General features: G+C 65.5%; 22 protein-coding genes. 9 read left to right on the forward strand and 13 right to left on the reverse strand.

What is annotated here, in order from left to right; translation table 11 throughout:
* Nucleotides 1-804: an NmrA family NAD(P)-binding protein gene (locus J3E61_RS29515; RefSeq protein ID WP_210086276.1), complete on the reverse strand. Its 804-nt coding sequence runs from the start codon at nucleotides 802-804 to the stop codon at nucleotides 1-3.
* 39 nt (nucleotides 805-843) lie between these two features.
* Between J3E61_RS29515 and J3E61_RS29520 the strand changes: the two genes are divergently transcribed.
* The 6 genes from J3E61_RS29520 to J3E61_RS29545 all read left to right on the forward strand — a co-directional run bounded on the left by J3E61_RS29520 (nucleotide 844) and on the right by J3E61_RS29545 (nucleotide 6,167).
* Nucleotides 844-1,524 carry an HAD family phosphatase gene (locus tag J3E61_RS29520; protein WP_210086277.1) on the forward strand — a complete coding sequence of 227 codons (681 nt, stop codon included), beginning with the start codon at nucleotides 844-846 and terminating at the stop codon, nucleotides 1,522-1,524.
* Nucleotides 1,525-1,582: 58 nt separating this feature from the next.
* A complete protein-coding gene (locus tag J3E61_RS29525) occupies nucleotides 1,583-3,046 on the forward strand; it encodes a sugar porter family MFS transporter (RefSeq protein WP_210086278.1) in 1,464 nt (487 codons plus the stop codon).
* A gap of 39 nt (nucleotides 3,047-3,085) precedes the next feature.
* On the forward strand, nucleotides 3,086-3,367 hold the full coding sequence (locus tag J3E61_RS29530) for a phosphoribosyl-ATP diphosphatase (RefSeq protein WP_192723035.1): 282 nt from the start codon (nucleotides 3,086-3,088) through the stop codon (nucleotides 3,365-3,367).
* Nucleotides 3,364-4,230 (forward strand): ATP phosphoribosyltransferase, encoded by an 867-nt coding sequence (locus J3E61_RS29535; RefSeq protein ID WP_210086279.1) that lies wholly within the window; start codon nucleotides 3,364-3,366, stop codon nucleotides 4,228-4,230. Before J3E61_RS29530 ends, J3E61_RS29535 begins: the two co-directional genes overlap by 4 nt.
* 68 nt (nucleotides 4,231-4,298) lie before the next feature.
* Entirely contained in the window at nucleotides 4,299-4,790 is a 492-nt protein-coding gene (locus J3E61_RS29540; RefSeq protein WP_210086280.1) for a DUF4126 family protein, read from the forward strand.
* Between the two features lie 6 nt (nucleotides 4,791-4,796).
* Nucleotides 4,797-6,167, forward strand: a complete 1,371-nt coding sequence (locus tag J3E61_RS29545) for an FAD-containing oxidoreductase (RefSeq protein ID WP_210086281.1) — start codon at nucleotides 4,797-4,799, stop codon at nucleotides 6,165-6,167.
* Here J3E61_RS29545 and J3E61_RS29550 read toward each other — a convergent pair.
* The 5 genes from J3E61_RS29550 to J3E61_RS29570 are packed head-to-tail and all read right to left on the reverse strand — an operon-like array spanning nucleotide 6,118 to nucleotide 9,296.
* Nucleotides 6,118-6,765: a flavodoxin family protein gene (locus tag J3E61_RS29550; RefSeq protein ID WP_210086282.1), complete on the reverse strand. Its 648-nt coding sequence runs from the start codon at nucleotides 6,763-6,765 to the stop codon at nucleotides 6,118-6,120. The two genes, J3E61_RS29545 and J3E61_RS29550, sit on opposite strands and share 50 nt — an antisense overlap.
* A 1-nt stretch (nucleotide 6,766) precedes the next feature.
* Nucleotides 6,767-7,264, reverse strand: coding sequence for an SRPBCC family protein (locus J3E61_RS29555; RefSeq protein WP_210086283.1), 498 nt, complete (start codon nucleotides 7,262-7,264; stop codon nucleotides 6,767-6,769).
* A complete protein-coding gene (locus tag J3E61_RS29560; protein ID WP_192723029.1) occupies nucleotides 7,261-7,578 on the reverse strand; it encodes a metalloregulator ArsR/SmtB family transcription factor in 318 nt (105 codons plus the stop codon). The genes J3E61_RS29555 and J3E61_RS29560 overlap by 4 nt, the downstream gene beginning before the upstream one ends.
* 48 nt (nucleotides 7,579-7,626) lie before the next feature.
* On the reverse strand, nucleotides 7,627-8,421 hold the full coding sequence (locus J3E61_RS29565; protein ID WP_210086284.1) for a thioesterase family protein: 795 nt from the start codon (nucleotides 8,419-8,421) through the stop codon (nucleotides 7,627-7,629).
* Nucleotides 8,418-9,296, reverse strand: a complete 879-nt coding sequence (locus J3E61_RS29570; protein ID WP_210086285.1) for a RecB family exonuclease — start codon at nucleotides 9,294-9,296, stop codon at nucleotides 8,418-8,420. Before J3E61_RS29570 ends, J3E61_RS29565 begins: the two co-directional genes overlap by 4 nt.
* Before the next feature lie 74 nt (nucleotides 9,297-9,370).
* Between J3E61_RS29570 and J3E61_RS29575 the strand changes: the two genes are divergently transcribed.
* Entirely contained in the window at nucleotides 9,371-10,210 is an 840-nt protein-coding gene (locus J3E61_RS29575; RefSeq protein ID WP_192723026.1) for a tRNA (adenine-N1)-methyltransferase, read from the forward strand.
* On the opposite strand, the gene J3E61_RS29580 is transcribed toward J3E61_RS29575, so the two are convergent.
* From J3E61_RS29580 to J3E61_RS29590, 3 genes are read right to left on the reverse strand one after another with little or no spacing between them, the layout of a single operon-like run.
* The gene (locus J3E61_RS29580; RefSeq protein WP_210086286.1) at nucleotides 10,207-10,503 is read right to left on the reverse strand and encodes a DUF503 family protein; all 297 of its coding nucleotides are present in this window, start codon (nucleotides 10,501-10,503) and stop codon (nucleotides 10,207-10,209) included. The two genes, J3E61_RS29575 and J3E61_RS29580, sit on opposite strands and share 4 nt — an antisense overlap.
* Before the next feature lie 10 nt (nucleotides 10,504-10,513).
* Nucleotides 10,514-11,068 (reverse strand): hypothetical protein, encoded by a 555-nt coding sequence (locus J3E61_RS29585; protein WP_192723024.1) that lies wholly within the window; start codon nucleotides 11,066-11,068, stop codon nucleotides 10,514-10,516.
* Nucleotides 11,069-11,075: 7 nt separating this feature from the next.
* Nucleotides 11,076-11,567, reverse strand: coding sequence for a hypothetical protein (locus J3E61_RS29590; protein WP_192723023.1), 492 nt, complete (start codon nucleotides 11,565-11,567; stop codon nucleotides 11,076-11,078).
* Between the two features lie 146 nt (nucleotides 11,568-11,713).
* Between J3E61_RS29590 and arc the strand changes: the two genes are divergently transcribed.
* Nucleotides 11,714-13,546 (forward strand): proteasome ATPase, encoded by a 1,833-nt coding sequence (gene arc / locus J3E61_RS29595; RefSeq protein WP_192723022.1) that lies wholly within the window; start codon nucleotides 11,714-11,716, stop codon nucleotides 13,544-13,546.
* On the opposite strand, the gene J3E61_RS29600 is transcribed toward arc, so the two are convergent.
* The 4 genes from J3E61_RS29600 to J3E61_RS29615 form a co-directional block, all read right to left on the reverse strand.
* Nucleotides 13,534-14,151: a hypothetical protein gene (locus J3E61_RS29600; RefSeq protein ID WP_210086747.1), complete on the reverse strand. Its 618-nt coding sequence runs from the start codon at nucleotides 14,149-14,151 to the stop codon at nucleotides 13,534-13,536. The two genes, arc and J3E61_RS29600, sit on opposite strands and share 13 nt — an antisense overlap.
* Before the next feature lie 47 nt (nucleotides 14,152-14,198).
* The gene (locus J3E61_RS29605; protein ID WP_210086748.1) at nucleotides 14,199-15,344 is read right to left on the reverse strand and encodes a hypothetical protein; all 1,146 of its coding nucleotides are present in this window, start codon (nucleotides 15,342-15,344) and stop codon (nucleotides 14,199-14,201) included.
* 68 nt (nucleotides 15,345-15,412) lie between these two features.
* Nucleotides 15,413-16,555, reverse strand: coding sequence for a hypothetical protein (locus tag J3E61_RS29610; RefSeq protein ID WP_210086287.1), 1,143 nt, complete (start codon nucleotides 16,553-16,555; stop codon nucleotides 15,413-15,415).
* On the reverse strand, nucleotides 16,548-17,786 hold the full coding sequence (locus J3E61_RS29615) for a threonine/serine exporter family protein (protein ID WP_210086288.1): 1,239 nt from the start codon (nucleotides 17,784-17,786) through the stop codon (nucleotides 16,548-16,550). The genes J3E61_RS29610 and J3E61_RS29615 overlap by 8 nt, the downstream gene beginning before the upstream one ends.
* A gap of 40 nt (nucleotides 17,787-17,826) precedes the next feature.
* Between J3E61_RS29615 and dop the strand changes: the two genes are divergently transcribed.
* Nucleotides 17,827-19,323, forward strand: a complete 1,497-nt coding sequence (dop, locus tag J3E61_RS29620) for a pup deamidase/depupylase (protein WP_192723018.1) — start codon at nucleotides 17,827-17,829, stop codon at nucleotides 19,321-19,323.
* Nucleotides 19,324-19,431 lie beyond the last annotated feature (108 nt).

Raw genomic sequence — 19,431 nt, forward strand, 5'->3', positions numbered from 1 at the left:
TCACCGAAACAGCTCGGCGTTTCGCGCCGCCCACTGGGCAACCGACTGGGCGGGCGCGCCGGTCAGGTCGGCGACCAAGTCGTTGGCCCGCTGGGGATGGTCCACGGCGTCCGCGATTTGGTCGAGGTACCACGCGGCGTTCGGGCCGAGGGCGCCCTGAAAGGCCGCTTCGGCTTCGGCCCTGTCGCACTGCTGATAGGTGACCGCTGCACCGATGCCTATGCCGATCTGTTCGGCGATCTGCGCACGGGTCAACGCCTCGGGCCCGGTGATCGGATACATCTTGCCGAAGTGGGCCTCATCGGGTTTGGCCAACAATGCGGCCGCCACCCTGGCTATGTCGTCCATCGAGATGGGCGCTTCCACGGCCGTGGGGTAGGGCTCGCGAACCGTGCGCGTCGCCTTGATCTGCGCGGCCCAGATGCCGAAGTTGTCCAGAAACTCGCCGGGGCCGAGTTGGGTGTTGACCAGTCCGGAGTTGGCCACCGCGTCGGCGTGCGCCTGCCAGTGCGCTTCTCCCGATAACGCCACGACGTACTGCACGCCTGCCTTTTTGGCCAATGCGAGCGTGACGTCCAGCGTTTCGGGGAGCGGAGCCAGGTACATACGCTCGACGCCTTCGAACGCGGCCGGTAACGAGTCTGGATCGCCGAGGTATCCGGTGACTGCCGTAACGCCTTCGGGCAGGTTCGCCTTCGCGGGGTTCTTCGTCAAAGCACGGATGTCGTTGGCGCCCAGGTCGATCAGATGATCGACAGTGCGTCGGCCGATGTTTCCTGTGGCGCCGGTCACGAGAATGGTCATGATTTCACCCTAGGCACGACCTCTGACAGAATCGGGGGCATGCAAGCGGTGCTGTTCGACATGGATGGCACCCTCGTCGACTCGGAAAAGCTCTGGGACATTTCGCTGGCTGCGCTGTACGACCATCTCGGTGGCACGCTGTCGCACGAAGTGCGCACGTCGATGGTCGGCGGTTCGGCCGAAGACACGATGCAGACCGTGTACGCCGACCTCGGCCTGGAGCCTGATCCGGTTGCAGTGACGGACTCCATCCGCTGGCTGCACGACTACACGGCGGACCTGTTCGACCACGGCCTGCCCTGGTGTGACGGCGCGCATGAGTTATTGGAATCGCTTGCCGCAGAAGAAGTCCCGATGGCGCTGGTTACCAACACTGCGCGGGCACTCACCGACAGGGCGTTGAACAGCATTGGCCGCCACTACTTTTCGGCGACTGTGTGCGCCGACGAGGTGCCACAGGGCAAACCCGCGCCCGATCTCTACCTACGGGCAGCAGAATTGCTGGACCTGCCGCCCGATCTGTGCCTGGCCATCGAGGACTCGGTGACCGGGACCGCGGCCGCCGAGGGCGCAGGCTGTCCGGTTTTGGTGGTGCCCAACGACGTAGCTGTGCCCACCGGTCCACGTCGCCGCCACGTTCGCTCGCTTGCCGGAATCGATGTAGCCGATCTGCGGCGCGTGCATGCAGAACTCGTACAGTTCGGGGAACGCACCGCCTGACATGGGCGTAAGTGATTGAATGTGATTCTCGTCACGCAATGCTGCGGAAGGGCGTCACATGACTCACGGGCCCGTTGGTGATTCTGCATCCGGCTTGGACTACGAAGAATCCGAACACAGCGGCCGGGTGGTGCTGATCGCTTCCGTCGCCGCTCTGGGCGGCTTTCTGTTCGGCTATGACAGCGCGGTGATCAACGGCGCGGTCTCGTCGATTCAAGAGGACTTCGGCATCGGCAACACCACCCTCGGCTTCGCGGTCGCCTCGGCTCTGCTGGGCGCCGCGCTCGGCGCTGTGACCGCGGGCCGGCTCGCCGACCGGATCGGGCGGCTGTCCGTCATGAAGATCGCTGCCGTCCTGTTCATGATCAGTGCGATCGGCACGGGTCTTGCGCCCAACGTGTGGCTGGTGGTGATCTTCCGTGTCGTCGGCGGCATCGGGGTTGGAGTGGCGTCGGTCATCGCACCCGCCTACATCGCCGAGACCTCACCGCCACGCATCCGTGGTCGGCTCGGCTCGCTGCAGCAGTTGGCGATCGTGACCGGAATCTTTCTATCGCTGGCGGTGGACTATCTGCTGGCCCACCTCGCCGGAGGATCGCGTGAGGAGTTGTGGCTGGGGTTGGAGGCGTGGCGCTGGATGTTCCTCGTGATGGTGGTGCCTGCCGTTCTGTACGGCGGGCTGGCCTTCACGATCCCCGAGTCGCCGCGTTATCTCGTTGCAAAATTCCGGATTCCGGAAGCCCGCCGAGTGCTCACGATGTTGCTGGGCGAGAAGAACCTGGAGCTCACGATCACCCGCATCCAGGAGTCGTTGAAGTCCGAGAAGCCGCCGTCGTGGCGCGATCTGCGCAAGCCGACCGGCGGCCTGTACGGAATCGTGTGGGTCGGTGTCGGACTCTCGGTCTTCCAACAGTTCGTCGGCATCAACGTGATCTTCTACTACTCCAACGTGCTGTGGGAGGCGGTCGGTTTCAAGGAGAGCTCGTCGTTCACGATCACTGTGATCACGTCGATCACCAACATCTTGACCACGCTGATCGCGATCGCGCTGATCGACAAGGTCGGGCGCAAACCGCTGCTCCTGGTCGGCTCCAGCGGCATGGCGGTCACGTTGGCGACGATGGCGGTCGTCTTTCAGACAGCCGAGATCATCGACGGGAAGCCTCACCTCGGCCCTGTTGCCGGTCCGATCGCGCTCGTCGCCGCCAACTTGTTCGTGGTGGCCTTCGGGATGTCGTGGGGCCCCGTGGTGTGGGTGCTGCTGGGTGAAATGTTCCCCAACCGCATCCGGGGTGCTGCCCTTGGGCTGGCCGCTGCCGGGCAATGGGCGGCCAACTGGCTGATCACGGTGACCTTCCCGGGGCTGCGCAACGTCCTCGGATTGGCCTACGGGTTCTATGCGTTGTGCGCGGTGCTGTCGTTCATCTTCGTCTGGCGATGGGTCGCAGAAACCAAGGGCAAACACCTCGAAGACATGCAACGCGACGCGGTGCATCACGACGCGCACCCGGCGAAGACATGACACTTCTCGGTTAACCCGCGTGACCGCTGCGAACAGCACGTGGAACAATCGCGTGCCGTGAAGACCTTCGACGCCCTGTTCGCCGAACTGACGGAGCGGGCGCGCACTCGCCCCCAGGGCAGCGGCACCGTCGCCGCGCTCGACGGCGGCGTGCACGGGCTGGGCAAGAAGATTCTCGAAGAGGCCGGCGAGGTGTGGCTGGCCGCCGAACACGAGGGTGACGAAGCCCTGGCCGACGAGATCAGCCAGTTGCTGTACTGGACGCAGGTGCTGATGATCTCGCGCGGACTGACCCTCGACGACGTGTACGCCAAGCTATGAACGGAAACGCAAACCTGCGGGTCGCCGTGCCCAACAAGGGCACGCTTTCCGACCCGGCCGCCGAGATTCTGTCCGAAGCGGGCTACCGGCGGCGCACCGATCCCAAGGACCTGACAGTCATCGACCCGGTCAACAATGTCGAATTCTTCTTTTTGCGCCCCAAGGACATTGCGATTTACGTCGGCTCGGGCCAACTCGACCTCGGCATCACCGGTCGCGATCTGGCCCAGGAATCCGACGCGCCTGTTCGCGAGCGGCTGGCGCTCGGCTTCGGATCGTCTACCTTCCGCTACGCCGCGCCCGCAGGGCACCCGTGGCGCATCGAGGACCTCGCCGGCAAGCGGATTGCCACCGCTTTCCCCCATCTGGTGCGAAAAGACTTGGCGCAGCGGGGGATTGAAGCAACCGTGATACGGCTCGACGGCGCCGTGGAAATTTCGGTGCAGCTCGGAGTCGCGGATGCGATCGCTGATGTGGTTGGTTCGGGCCGGACGCTCGGGCTGCATGACCTCGTCGCGTTCGGGGAACCGCTGTGTGATTCGGAGGCGGTCCTCATCGAGAGCGAGACGCCGAGCGAAGAGAATGCCGCGGCCCGAGAACAGTTGGCGGGGCGGGTGCAAGGCGTGGTGTTCGGGCAGCAGTACTTGATGCTCGACTATGACTGTCCGCGCAGCGTGCTCGACGCTGCCACCGCGGTGACACCGGGACTCGAATCGCCAACCATCGCCCCACTTGCCGATCCGGAGTGGGTAGCCGTGCGGGCACTGGTTCCGCGCCGAGATGTCAACGCGATCATGGACGAACTCGCGGCGATCGGTGCCAAGGCGATTCTGGCCTCTGACATCCGGTTCTGCCGCTTCTGATTCGGCGGGATCATTCGCGGGGTGCGTGTTAGCGTCCGGGTGTCCTTTTCGCGGCTCCGGAGGTTGCCATGACGCAGGTCGTCGTTATCGTGCTCGCGGTGCTGATCGGCGTGATCGCCGGTCTGCGCGCGCTGACCGCCCCTGCGGTGGTCGCGTGGGGTGCGTTTCTCGGCTGGATCGACGTCGACGGCAAGTGGTCGGAATGGGTCGCCCATCCGATCACCGTCACCGTGCTGACCATCTTCCTGCTCGTCGAGCTCGTCACCGACCAGTTGCCGAAGACGCCGAGCCGCAGGACCCCGCCGCAGTTCACCACGCGACTCATCACAGGGGCGTTCGCGGGCGCGGTCATCGGCAGCGTGTCCCACCACACCTTCATCGGCATGGGTGCCGGAATCATCGGCGCTGTCCTCGGCACCCTTGGCGGTGCTGAAGGCCGCAGCCGCTTGGTGGCCGCCAACGGTGGCAAGGACCGGCCCGTCGCGATCGGAGAAGACGTGATCGCTGTCGGCGGCGGCTTCCTCATCGCGTTCCTCGTCAGCTTCACTCCGCTCGTCTAGCCGGCTATGCCAGAGAAATTCGACGCGATCATCGTCGGCGCCGGCCAGGCCGGACCGCCGCTGGCCGGCAGACTGACAGAAGCCGGACAGACCGTCGCGGTGATCGAACGCAAGCTGGTCGGCGGCACCTGCGTCAACACCGGTTGCATTCCGACCAAGACGCTGGTCGCCAGTGCGCACGCCGCGCACCTGTCGCGCCGCGGAGCCGAATACGGCGTTGGCACAGGCGAAATCACCGTCGACATGGCGAAGGTGAAGGCTCGCAAGGACAAGATCATGCTCGACGACCGAAGTGGCGTCGAGTCATGGCTCGAAGGCATGAAGGGGTGCACGCTGATCCGCGGGCACGCCCGCTTCGAGGGGCCGCACACCATCAGCGTCGACGGCCGCGTGCTGGAAGCCGACAGGATCTTCCTCAATGTCGGCGGTCGTGCGGTGGCGCCCGACATGCCCGGGCTTTCCGAGATCGACTACATGACGAATGTCGGCATCCTCGAACTGGATACCGTGCCGGAGCATTTGGTGGTGATCGGCGGTAGTTACATCGCGCTGGAGTTCGCGCAGATGTACCGGCGCTTCGGTGCGCGTGTCACCGTGATCGAGAAGGGTCCGCGGCTGACGTCACGGGAGGACGAGGACGTCTCGGCCACCGTGAAAGAGATCCTGCAGGCCGAAGGCATCGACGTGGTGGTGAACGCCAGCGCGATCCGATTCGCCAAGCACGACAGCGGGTTTCAGGTGACCCCTGCCGACGGCGCCGAGCCGATCACCGGCACGCACCTGCTGGTGGCCGTCGGACGCCAGCCCAACACCGACGACCTCGGGTTGGAGCAGGCGGGCGTCGAGACCGACGCTCGCGGCTACATCGTCGTCGACGATCAGTTGCGGACCAATGTCGAGCACATCTGGGCGATGGGTGACTGCAACGGTCGCGGGGCCTTCACCCATACGTCGTACAACGACTTCGAGATCGTCGCGGCCAACCTGCTCGACGATGACCCGCGACGGGTGAGCGACCGCGTCACCACCTACGCGCTGTACATCGACCCGCCGCTTGGCCGAGCGGGCATGACCGTCGACGAGGTGCGCAAGTCCGGCCGAAAAGCGTTGGTGGGCAAGCGACCGATGACACGCGTCGGGCGAGCTGTGGAGAAGGGGGAGACCCAGGGCTTCATGAAGGTCGTCGTCGACGCCGAGACCGAAGAGATCCTCGGCGCCGCAATCCTCGGCGTCGGCGGCGACGAGGTCATCCACGCGATCCTCGACATCATGACCGCGAAGAAGCCGTACACCGCGATTTCCCGCACGATGCACATCCACCCGACGGTCAGTGAATTGGTGCCGACGATGCTGCAGGAGATGACACCGCTGGAGTAGCGGAGCGGCCCACCATTACCTGCCGGGTCACGACGGCGACGCGCCAGCCGAGATGGCGGCACGTCTGCACATCCGAAGGGTGGACCTGGTCTACGTTGGCGTCGACGTCGGTCTGCGCGCCCGCCCCGAGCCAGAAGCCGAGACGGTTGAGGTCGTTTTCGCTGCCCGCGGCGCTGTTCCAGCCGGCGCCCAAACCGAGGCTGACCCAATGCATGTGGTGTTGCGCAGCGAAGATCGCAAGCGACACCAGCGTGTTGACTTTGTCGCCGCTCTTGGCGCCGGAGTTCGTGAACCCGCCGGCGACCTTGTCGCGCCAACTGCCGTTGAGGCAACGCCTGCCGGTCTGTTCGGCGAAGGCCTGAAAGCCTGCCGACACGTTGCCCATGTACGTCGCGCTGCCGAACACGATGCCGTCGGCGGCATCGAGGATGTCCCAGTCCTCTTCTGTCATCCGGTCGACCGCAGTCACATGGACATGGGCGCCCGCCTCACGCGCACCCCCGGCCACGGCTTCGGCGAGCACCGCGGTGTGGCCGAAGCCCGAGTAGAAGGCGATGGCGATGGTCGGGGCGGCGATGTCAGAACCATTGTGCGACATGTCAGTTCGCTTCCATTCGTTGGTTTACTTCAAGACGACGGGTGGTCCAGTCCGGCAGCTCATCGCCGGACAGGTAGGCCTCGAGCCGATCCAGGTAGGCGTGGGTGCCTCCGAAGAATCCCGATGCATTGCGGACTCCGAGCCCGCGGTGGGTGAACCGCAGCAGCGTGCCGTCACCGTCGACGCTGAGTTCGTAGCGCACCACACCGTCTTCGACAATCGGTTGCTTCCACTCGTGTTCGAGCACGTGCGGCGGGTCCCACACCAGGATGCGGCCGGTCATCCGCTTGCGCTCGGGCGGTAACGGCGGACCGGTTGCGACCATGTCGATGGTTCCGCCCTCGCGGGGCTCGATCGTCGTTTCGCCGAACCATTGCTCTCGTTCGTGCGGATCGGTGATCGCCGACCACACCGCTTCGATCGGAAAGGGCAGGCGGCGTTCGAAATTCAATACCGCGCGCTCACCGTCGACGGTGAGCCGTCCGTCGCGTTCGCTCATCGTGACTCCTTGTGCTTGCGTTCGAGGTGCCGCTGCAGGGCGTCGAGATGGTCGGCCCAGTAGTGGCGATACCGGTTGATCCAGTCGTCGATGGCGACCAGCCCGTCGGCACGCAACGCGTAGATGCGCCGCTGCGCGTCCGGCCGGACCTCGACGAGGCCGACCTCACGCAACACCCGCAGGTGCCGCGAGACCGTGGGCTGGGTCAGGCCGGGCAGCGTCGCGACAAGCTCGCCGGCCGTGCGTTCACCGTCGATCAGCGCGTCGAGCAGCGCACGCCGGCTTGGCTCAGCGACCGCTTCGAAGACGTCCATGCCACGAGTATTGCACTTCGTCTATATAGACGCAAGCACATATACAAATCAGGGGCGGCGCTGTACCAGCAGTGTCTGTGCCACTGTGCCGATAAACCCTTGGCGGTCAAAGATGTCTGCAGTTGTCACACCGATACCGTCGGGGCCGATGGAGCCGCGGCTGCGGACCGCAAAATCGCTGCCGAGCGGCAAGCGGTGAATGTGCACGGCGGTGTCGGTGTTCATGAAGACGAATTTCTCGGGGTCCAGTGCCGCGCCTGCCCCGTTGGCGCAGTCGACGACCATCGCCAGCCGCTGCAGTTCTGTCGTAGGCTCCGAATCGACAAGAGGCACAAGAGGACTGAGCCAGACCACGTGCGACTCGTCCTCGGCGGTCCGCTGAGTGCGCCAACTCACCACGCTCAAATAGCCGCTGGTGTCCCAGTTGTGGGGCATCGGCAGCGACTCGCCTTCCACGATCGGCGGATAGCGGTCGGTGACGGCATCGGTGGTGTCGCTCGTGGCAAGCAGCCATGCGCTCACGCGCGCCACCACCCGTTCGGCGCCGTCGGGTCGCGGCGCCAACATCTCGGCCGCCATCATCGAAATGCGCGAGCCGGGACGCTCGACCCACGCCCGTGTGCGAACCGTCGTGACGGGGATGGCGCCGAGGATGTCCAGTGTCAACCGGCCGACGCGCAGCCCGGAGTCCGCGGCAAGCTCCTCGATCAATTTCGTCAGCAGCGCCAGAGGCGGTGAGCCGTGCTGGATTTCGGGATCCCAGTTGCTGCGTGTGCCGTCAGTGGATTCGAACGCTTGGAATCCACCGTCGGCAGGCAGCCGCCGATAGAGGCATTCGATCATGCAGCAGGCTCCGAGGCGTGCAGCACGGTGTCATCATCACCCTCGTCGGGTGCCTCCGGCCAACCGGGATACGGCGGGGGAGTGCCACCGAACACAGGGCACAGCGCATGATGCGCACACCAGTCACACAACCGGGACGGATTGGGCCGGAAATCGCCTGTGACACCGGCAGATTGGATGGCCCGCCAGATCGCCATCAACGTCTTTTCGAACCGCAGCAGTTCGTCGAGATCGGGGGTGTAGTCGAGCACCTGAGCATCGGACAGATACAGCAGCCGCAGCCGGGCGGGCAGCACGCCGCGTGACCGCAACAGCGCAACCGCGTAGAACTTCATCTGAAACATCGCCTTGAACTCGGCAAGCGCCCGCGCCTCGGGCGGCGCCTTGCCGGTCTTGTAGTCAACGACCCGCAATTCGCCGGTGGGTGCTACGTCGATGCGGTCGACGAAGCCGCGCAGCAGCGTGCCGTCCTCCAACTCGACCTCGACGCGCTGTTCGCAGCTTTGCGGATCGAAACGCGTCGGGTCCTCGAGGCGGTAATAACCAGACAGCAGCGCGCGCGCCTCGTCGAGCAGCTCGGCCTGCAGGGCGGGCTCGAACTCGGCCGACAACTCCGGCTGTGCCGCCACCACGCGGTCCCACGCGGGCCCGACGAGCGTCATCGCGGTGTCGCGCCCGCGCTGCTCTGCAGGCAGCCCGTACAGCTGCTCGAGCGCGGCGTGCACGACCGACCCTCGCACCTGCGCAGTCGAGGCCGGCTCTGGCAGCCGGTCGATGGCCCGGAAGCGGTACAGCAGCGGGCACTGCTTGAAGTCACTGGCCCGCGACGGGGACAACGCAGGCCGACGGACGGGCGGAACCGTCTCATCGCTCATGAGAGCAGCGTATGACCGCAGTCCGACAACCCCGAGCACCCGACTCGGCGCGTCAACTGGCAGGCTGATCAGCTATGCCAAGGACCGGACCGTTCGAAGTCGGTGATCGCGTACAGCTCACCGACGCGAAGGGCCGGCACTACACGATGCTGTTGACGCCAGGCGGCGAGTTCCACACCCATCGCGGCATCATCGCGCTCGACACCGTGATCGGGCTGCCGGAGGGCAGCGTGGTGAAGTCGACCAGCGGTGACCAATTCCTGGTGTTGCGCCCACTGCTCGTCGACTACGTGATGTCGATGCCCCGCGGCGCTCAGGTCGTCTACCCGAAGGACGCCGCCCAGATCGTGCACGAGGGCGACATCTTCCCAGGGGCACGGGTGCTGGAGGCCGGTGCGGGATCGGGAGCGCTGACGTGCTCGCTGCTGCGCGCCGTCGGGCCCGAGGGTCGCGTGACGTCCTACGAGGTCCGCGACGACCATGCGCAGCACGCGGTCCGCAACGTCGAGACCTTCTTCGGTGAGCGACCCGCCAACTGGGACCTCGTCACCGCCGATGTCGCCGACTACGCGGGACCCGAAGTGGACCGCGTCGTGCTCGACATGCTGGCGCCCTGGGAGGTTTTGGAGGCCGTCGGCAACGCGCTGGTGGCCGGCGGGGTGTTGATGATCTACGTCGCGACCGTCACGCAGTTGTCGCGAACGGTGGAGGCGCTGCGCGAGCAGCAGTGCTGGACGGAGCCGCGCGCCTGGGAAAGCATGCAGCGCGGTTGGCATGTCGTCGGGCTCGCGGTGCGCCCACAGCACACGATGCGCGGGCATACGGCGTTTCTGATCAACGTGCGCAAATTGGCACCGGGCGCCGTCGCGCCGATGCCGTTGCGGCGCAAGCGTCAACTGGGCGGCGGCATCTAGTCGTCGCTGCTGCGTCGCAGTGCGCGACGGGTCGAAAGCAAGTCCAGCTCCGGCCGGGACGCCACCAGACGCTCGGCGGCGTCGAGCACGTCGACGACATGATGTCGATCGGCGGAAACCACCGCGATGCCGATGCTCGCGCGGCGGTGCAAGTCCTGCGCGCCCGTCTCGGCGGCGGAAACCGCGAACCTGCGTTGCAGTTCCGCGATGACAGGACGGATGACAGAACGCTTCTGTTTCAGCGAGTGCACATCGCCGAGCAACAGGTCGAACTCCAGCCAGCCGATCCACACGGCGGGCCGCTCAGCGGGTAGGAGTTGGCGTCGGTGTGGCGACCGTGGGCTGCTGACCCATCTGCAGCAGCAAGTCCGCCGTCTGCCGGGTGAGCTGCCAGTTGTCCTGCTGCGGGGCGAACTCCATCGGGAACTTCAAGTCCTTGCCGGTTGCCTGCGGCCCACCCGGCTTCATGGTGATGTTGGCGATGACATTGCCGGGTTGGTCCTGCGCCCACATCATGTCGGTGGCATCGAAGGTCAACGGCGCATAGCCGCTGTCGTGCAGCGCCTTGGCGAATCTGTCGAGCGCCGCCGCGTCGGCGGGGGTGCCGAACTGGACGAGGCCGACCTTGTCGGCGCCGGGCACGTTGGGGTCTGACAGTCGACCCATCAGATCGGTCAGCGTGGTCGCGGGCGGCAGCGGCGCGCCCGTCTCGGTCGGCGGAGGCGGAACCGTTGGGGGCCGGCTGAGCGGGAACGGTGTCGGGCTGGGTATCGAACTCGCGTCGTCGCTACACCCGCTAAGCCCGAGCGCCGCCACTAACGTGACGGCGCCCAGGATTGCGGCACTCCTGCGTTGCACTGACGGCCTAGCCGACAGCCGACATCAACGCCATGAGTGACTGCTTGGACATCTGCCAGCCCGTGGGGCTGGGGCCAGGCACGAACTGGATGTTCTGCGTCGCGACCCCGCCGTTGGCGGCTGTTGCGGTCACGTCGGCGGTGACGATGTCACCGTTCTGGTCGATGTTGGCCAGGGTGAACGACAGCGGGAACTTGCCGTCGGCCTGCGCCTCGCGCAACTTGGTGTCGGCAACCCGGCCTTCGATCCTGCCGATGCCGCCCTGGATGAAGGGGGCCTTGCTGGCAGACAGGCCAGGCGCACCGAGCGCCTGAAGAGTCTGCAGCAGTGGCGCCTGCAAGTCCGGCGCCGGCGCCTGCGGCATCGGGATGTCCCACACGACCGGTTGCACGGCCGGCGCCTGGGATCCAGCGGGGGATGCAATGGAAGTCACACCTGCCGCCGCACCGCCGACCAGAGCGGCTGCTGCCACGCCGGTAACGAGGGATTTCAGGGTCACGATTGTCCTTTCGATCGGCCCAACTCACCAGAGAGGTTAACAAGTGTTGCTGGTGTGTCGAATTCCTACACCGCACACAAAGGCTGAATCGCCGGTAGCGTTGAAGTTGTTACTGCACCAACTTCCGGTGCGGGAAGGGGCGCAACATGAATGAGTCAGAGCGTTCTGAAGCGTACGGGACATCCCGCGATTCAGGGATGTCCAGCGATGATGCCGCCGAGTTGGAAGAACTGCGACGCGAAGCCGCGCTTCTGCGCGAGCAGTTGGAGAACGCCGTAGGGCCGCAAAGCGGCCTGCGCAGCGCCCGCGATGTGCACCAGCTCGAGGCCCGGATCGACTCGCTCGCGGCCCGCAACGCCAAACTAATGGAAACTCTTAAAGAGGCCCGTCAGCAGTTGCTGGCGCTGCGCGAGGAGGTCGACCGGCTGGGTCAGCCGCCGAGCGGTTACGGAGTGCTCCTCGGCGTGCAGGACGACGACACCGTGGACGTGTTCACCTCCGGCCGCAAGATGCGCCTGACGTGCTCCCCGAACATTGACACCAAGACGCTCAAGCAGGGCCAGACCGTCCGCCTCAACGAGGCGCTGACCGTTGTCGAGGCCGGCAACTTCGAGGCCGTCGGAGAGATCAGCACGCTGCGCGAGATCCTGTCCGACGGGCACCGCGCGCTCGTGGTCGGCCACGCCGACGAGGAGCGCATCGTCTGGCTCGCCGAGCCGTTGGTCTCCGCCGAGTTCCTGCCCGACGACTTCGAAGACGAAGACGAGGACGACCTGCGTCCGCGCAAGCTGCGGCCGGGCGACTCGCTTCTGGTGGACACCAAGGCCGGGTATGCGTTTGAGCGCATCCCCAAGGCCGAGGTCGAGGACCTGGTGCTCGAAGAGGTGCCCGACGTCAGCTACAACGACATCGGCGGCCTCGGCAGGCAGATCGAACAGATCCGCGACGCGGTCGAACTGCCGTTCCTGCACAAGGAGCTCTACCGCGAGTACTCGCTGCGGCCGCCGAAGGGCGTGCTGCTCTACGGCCCTCCCGGCTGCGGTAAGACGCTGATCGCCAAGGCGGTGGCCAACTCGCTGGCCAAGAAAATGGCCGAGGTCCGTGGTGACGACGCCCGCGAGGCGAAGTCCTACTTCCTCAACATCAAGGGCCCCGAGCTGCTGAACAAGTTCGTCGGTGAGACCGAGCGTCACATCCGGCTGATCTTCCAGCGGGCCCGCGAGAAGGCCTCCGAAGGCACGCCTGTGATCGTGTTCTTCGACGAGATGGACTCGATCTTCCGCACCCGCGGCACGGGTGTCTCGTCGGACGTGGAGACCACGGTCGTCCCCCAGTTGCTTTCGGAGATCGACGGTGTCGAGGGCCTGGAGAACGTCATCGTGATCGGCGCGTCCAACCGCGAGGACATGATCGACCCCGCGATCCTGCGGCCCGGCCGCCTGGACGTCAAGATCAAGATCGAGCGACCGGATGCCGAAGCGGCACAAGACATTTTCTCGAAGTACCTCACCGAGGAACTGCCGGTGCACGCCGACGACCTGGCCGAGTTCGGCGGCGACCGCACGGCATGCATCAGGGCGATGATCGAGAAGGTCGTCGACCGGATGTACGCCGAGATCGACGACAACCGGTTCCTGGAGGTCACCTACGCCAACGGTGACAAGGAAGTCATGTACTTCAAGGACTTCAACTCCGGCGCGATGATCCAGAACGTCGTCGACCGTGCGAAGAAGAACGCGATCAAGTCGGTGCTCGAGACCGGTCAGCCCGGTCTGCGCATTCAGCATCTGCTCGACTCGATCGTCGACGAGTTCGCCGAGAACGAGGACCTGCCCAACACCACCAATCCCGATGACTGGGCACGCATTTCGGGTAAGAAGGGCGAGCGGATCGTGTACATCCGCACCTTGGTCACCGGCAAGTCGTCGAGCGCCTCGCGGGCCATCGACACCGAGTCGAACCTGGGTCAGTACCTGTAGCCGGTTTGCAGCGAGTAGCTGTTGGCGAGATCGTCCTGGGTCACGCACGCGTCGGTTGTCGTCGTGTCAACGCGCAGCGGGCTCGACGGGGTCCTGGCTTCGTAGCGCCAGCCCTGCGGTAACGAGAGTCGACTTGCAAGGGCAGGCAGATCTGCGAGCGCGAGGCCGTGGTCAATGGTCTGGCTGTAAGTCTGCATCACCCAGCGCTGGTCTTGCGGATCTATCAGTTCGTAGATCTCGCGGCCCGCGTCGAACACGAAGATGGCCTTGCGATCGACCCGATTCACGTGGTACGGCGCAGGATTCATCGACGACAGTTGCACCGTCGCCTGACGCATCATCGCGAGGCCGCCGAAGCTCTTGTGCTCCTGGGGATCTCGTCCTTGCTTTCCGATGCTGCTCATCAGCCAGTAGCGCGGTCCATTGAGAAGTGCAACCACGGCGTGGTTTTCGCGTGCGATCGCCTGCGCATCGAGCTTGTCCCACAGTTCGGCGGGGCAGTCGTTGAGGGGAAAGGTGTTGTACACGGCCGCCTCGGGTCCTTGCGCGGAGGTGCGGACCAGGAGCACTTCTCCGTAGCGCTTCCCGAACACACCGTCGACCATATTGACGTCATCGTCAGCCATGGTAGGAAGGTAGCCCTCGCGGACCGTCAAGGTTCGTCCTTTTCCATTTCCAGGTAAGCATCTCGCCCTGCCAGGCTCACGGCCACGTCGCTGATCAGCGGGTCGAAGAACCGCTCACGATAGATCGGGTCGACGCTCGTGCTCACGGTGAAGTACAACCCCGACAACACCGCAACGAACAACGACACCTGGACGACCGTCTGCGGCACTGGCACGTGGATGCCGAACCAGGTTCCCGGGCAGGGCGGTTGGCCGACGGCGCAGGTTTGCTCTGCGGACCACAGCACCGCGACGTCATCGGGCACCGCGACGATGCCGAGCGCGAGAAAGAATGCGAACAGGCCTGCGGTGAAGAACACCACCTGGATGGCCTGCGACACCACCATCACGGCAACGACATTCACCTGTTCTGCCAGCGACAGCGGCGTGCGCACCGGCTGGTGGTCGGCTCGGGACGCCAGTGGTGTGCCCGCGAGGAGCTTGCCCGGATCTGTCTGGCCCGCGCGGTCCTCGCGGAGCGCTTGCACTTCGTCCCTGATGGTGGTCACGACGAACACGATCGCGACAAGAGACAGGAAACCAATGATCTGCCAAAGCCTTTGGCGCGTCAGCCGTGCCGCCAGCTGCCACAGCTCACCGGTGAAATACACCACGACGGTGATCATCAGCAGCGGCAGGGCGCGACTCATCAGCGTACCGAGCGCTCCGAACTGCACCCAGGCAAAACGGAACGCCCACAACGCAATCGAGCCGAAGCCGAGGTATGTCAACCAGATCGCCAGGATCGCGACGAGCGCAAACCCGACCGCCTCGGCGGCCGCGAAACCCGAGAAGCCGCTGGCGGCGAACGGGAGTCCGAAAACGAAGAGAGCCATCACCAGCAGTGCCGCTGAGCGACGGCCCGCCTCACCGAGCGTGGTACCGGTGCGGTGCAGCAGATACAGCGCGAAGGGGGCGGCGACCAACAGCAGCGTCAGCACACCGAGTCGAGTCACATAGCCGAAATCGGGATCGCCGTCGGTGAGTTCGGCAAGCAGCATCGTCAGCGAAATCACCGCGCCGACACCGCTGACAAGGGGAGCCGAGCGCTCGATCAGCGCCCGGGAGCGGACCCGCCGGGTCAGCACCAGGGGCAGGCCGCGATGCAAGAACCATTCGTGCACCTGCCGCATGTCGGACACCGCAACATTGTGCGCGATTGCGGCGGTGTAGGCGGCAGAGCGCGCCGATATGGCGAAAATCAGGCCGCAGCGACGGCCGCGCGATAGCGGTCGCGCGCCCGCAACGTCAGCTGCACGTCGTCGATGAGCGGGTCGAAGAACCGGGTGCGGTATTCGGCATCGCTGACGGTGCGGGCGCTGATGTACATAAACGTCAGCGCGCCAAGGAAAAACGTGATCTGAATCAGCGAATCCGGCACCGGAATGGTCATGCCGAGCACGGATCCGTCGCTGCGGCCGTTACGCGTCCACGCCGCAAGCAGTTCCGGAGAGAGCAGGATGAGCCCGAGGATCAGGAAGATCAGGGAAGTCATCGTCGCGATGATGAGGATCTGCGTGAGTTGTGTTGCGGCGACGACGAACATCACGTTGACCTGCTCGACGCGGCTCAACGGCCGGGCTGTCGGCGGATCGGCCATGGTCTCGAATGGTGTGCCCGCCAACTGTTCTGACTTGCCGCGAGTCGGCTCATCGGACTCCATCATCGGCTTCACTTCGTCTCGCGTCACGGAGACCACGAACACCGCCGCGATCAGAATGAGGAAGGCCAGCGCGAGCCACAACCGTGGTCGGGAGATGGTGGCCGCCATCAGCCACACCGGGGAGTTGAAGAACACCAGAATCGTCAGCAACAGCAGCGGCAGCGCGCGGCTCACCATCGATCCCGCCGCGGCCAGATTCGATGTCGTCATCTGCACGGCCCACCCCAGGATCGAGCCCGCGCCGCACGCGGTCAGCGCCAATATCGCGCCGATGGCGATGCCCTCGAAGATCAAGTCCACCAGCACCCGAGGGCTTGGGCCGCCGAGGACGCCGCCTGCGACAGCCAGTGACACCGCGACCGTCGCTGCCACTGTCCGACCGCGCAGCGTCGCGATGCGCGAAACCAACCAGCCGACCACCACCGCGACAGGCAGCACGAGCACCAGCAGCGCCAGCACGAACCATTCCGAGCGCGTGGGATTGCCCTCGATGTCGATCGAGTGTTTACCGGTGATGACGACGACGAGCGCGGAGTTGACCATGAAGACCGCGAACCCGGCCAGCGCCGGCGCCGACCGCGGCCACAGCCGCCGGACCAGGGCACCCGGCCGCAGTACGGCGGGCAGACCGTGATCGAGGAACCACGCGTCGGCCGCGCGTCGTTGCGTGGTGTCAATCATGGAGCGCCCGCCTGTTCGGTGACGACGACAGTTGGATCGCGGCCCGCCACAGCAGCAGCCCGGTCTGCACGCCGACGGCGATCGACATCATCGAGATCAGCGTCGCGGTGAACACCGCGGTGCTGTGGGTGCCGAGCAACTGCGTGACCCCCATGAAGCCAAGCGATCCGGGAACCAGCAGCCAGAATCCCGGGACCACCAGCGACATGGTCGGCGGTGTGCTCGGCCGGTGGGAGATCGCCAGCGCGAACAGGATCAGCGTCAGGCCACCGCCGAACCCGCTGGCATAGCTGCCGAGCACTGCATTGCCGATCCACTGGCCGCCGTACGCGATGTACAGCATGAGGACCATCCACGGCAGGAACTTCGTCGGGGGAGCGAAGTTCAGCCATATCCCGAAGCCGTACACCAGCACCCCGACGAACGGCGCCCACGGGCCGAGCCGGTTGAACTGGGTGGTGACGAGGTCGGTATCGGCGATGCCCGCGATCTGCGCCGCGATCAGGATGCCGAAGGCCAACTGCGCGATCTGCATGAAACCCGCCACCAGCCTGCTGGCCCCCGACACCACATGCTGGGTGGCCAGCTCGATCACCGCGAGCGTGATCGCCGCACCGGGCAGGAAGGTGGCGAGCGGCGCTGCGAGCGCGCGCAGGCTGTCGGTCCCGACGTGCCATCTGTTCTCGAACGTGAACACGATGAGCGCGACCAGAAACGCGCAAACGGTCGGGAGCATGTAGCCGATCGACTCGTTGCGTCGGCCGATTACGCTCAGACCGCCTACCAGCAGACCAAGGAATGCGGCACCGTAGAGGCTCCACGGCGTCGGCTGCAGGATCAGTGCCAGCCCGACGCTCTGCACCGCGTATCCCACGACGGTGATCCACAACGGAAATCGCTTGTCCAGGTGGCGAATTCGGTCGAGCTCGGCCATCCCTTCTTCGGGACTGATCGTTCCCGACGGTGCACGTGCCACCAATTGGGCGAGCGGGAAGGACTGGTCGTAGCGCACAGTGAAATCGGGATTGGCGATATAGATGCCCTCGCCGGTAGAACTGCCGACCTGCACATAGTTGGGAAGCGCAAGAAACTCGTGGTCGAGGCCGTACGCGACGGCGGTCTGTTCCATCACCGCGCGCACCATCGTCACCGGGTAGTTGGCTCCGGCCATGGTGGCGCCGAGCGCGGCAACGAACCGGGAAGCGGCCGCGTCGCGTTGCTCGGATGGCACGGTCGCAGGTTACTGCCAGGCGTCCCCTACGCTGGGCCACATGCAACGGATAATCGGAACCGAGGTCGAGTACGGCATTTCCTCGCCGTCCGACCCGACCGCGAATCCGATCCTGACGTCGACCCAAGCCGTGCTCGCTTATGCGGCTGCCGCAGGCATCCAGCGTGCCAAGCGCACCCGCTGGGATTACGAGGTGGAGTCGCCGCTTCGGGACGCCCGTGGATTCGATCTGAGCCGCTCTGCCGGCCCGCCGCCCGTCGTCGACGCCGACGAGGTCGGTGCGGCCAACATGATCCTGACCAACGGCGCCCGGCTGTACGTCGACCACGCCCATCCCGAGTACTCGGCACCCGAATGCACGGACCCTCTAGACGCGGTGATCTGGGACAAGGCCGGCGAGCGGGTGATGGAGGCGGCGGCGCGCCACGTCGCGAGCGTGCCAGGGGCCGCCAAGCTGCAGCTTTACAAGAACAATGTCGACGGCAAGGGCGCGTCCTACGGATCGCACGAGAACTATCTGATGTCGCGTCAGACACCGTTCTCGGCGGTGATCGCGGGCCTGACCCCGCACCTGGTTTCGCGCCAGGTCATCACCGGTTCGGGCCGGGTGGGCATCGGGCCCTCGGGTGACGAGCCAGGCTTCCAGCTGTCGCAGCGCTCCGACTACATCGAGGTCGAAGTCGGCCTCGAGACCACGCTCAAGCGCGGGATCATCAACACCCGCGACGAGCCGCACGCCGACGCCGACAAGTACCGCAGGCTGCACGTGATCATCGGCGACGCCAACCTGGCAGAAACGTCGACGTATTTGAAGGTCGGCGCCACGGCGTTGGTGCTCGACTTGATCGAAGAGGGCATGGACCTGACCGATCTCGCGCTGGCCCGGCCGGTGCACGCGGTGCACGTCATCAGCCGCGACCCGTCACTGCGCGCCACTGTCGCGCTCGCCGACGGTCGTGAGCTGACAGCCCTTGCGCTGCAACGCATTTACCTCGACCGCGTCGCCAAGCTGGTCGACAGCCGCGATCCCGATCCGCGCGCCGCCGACATCGTCGAGACGTGGGCGAACATTCTCGACCTGCTCGAGCGCGACCCGATGGAGTGCGCGGAGATCCTGGACTGGCCGGCCAAGCTGCGGCTGCTGGAGGGCTTTCGCCAGCGGGAGAACCTCAACTGGTCCGCGCCGCGCCTGCACCTGGTCGATCTTCAGTACTCCGATGTGCGGCTGGACAAGGGTTTGTACAACCGCCTGGTGGCGCGCGGCTCGATGAAGCGGCTCGTCACCGAGCAGCAGGTGCTCGACGCCGTGGACAACCCGCCGACCGACACCCGCGCGTACTTCCGTGGCGAGTGCCTGCGCCGCTTCGGCGCCGACATCGCCGCGGCCAGCTGGGACTCGGTGATTTTCGATCTCGGCGGCGATTCGCTCGTCCGGATTCCAACCCTGGAGCCGCTGCGGGGCAGCAAGGCGCACGTCGGGGCCCTGCTCGACTCGGTCGACAGCGCTGCCGAACTGGTGGAACAGCTCACCCAATAGCGGGCCACAGCTGCCTTGCGGCGTTCCCGAAGCCGGCGCCCAGGAGTCGCTCAGCAAACTCCCAACAAAATGGGGGATCCGGTTTAGGGAATCACCCGATTCTTTCTG

This window comes from Mycobacterium sp. OAE908, from assembly GCF_017872775.1.
Lineage (GTDB): Bacteria > Actinomycetota > Actinomycetes > Mycobacteriales > Mycobacteriaceae > Mycobacterium.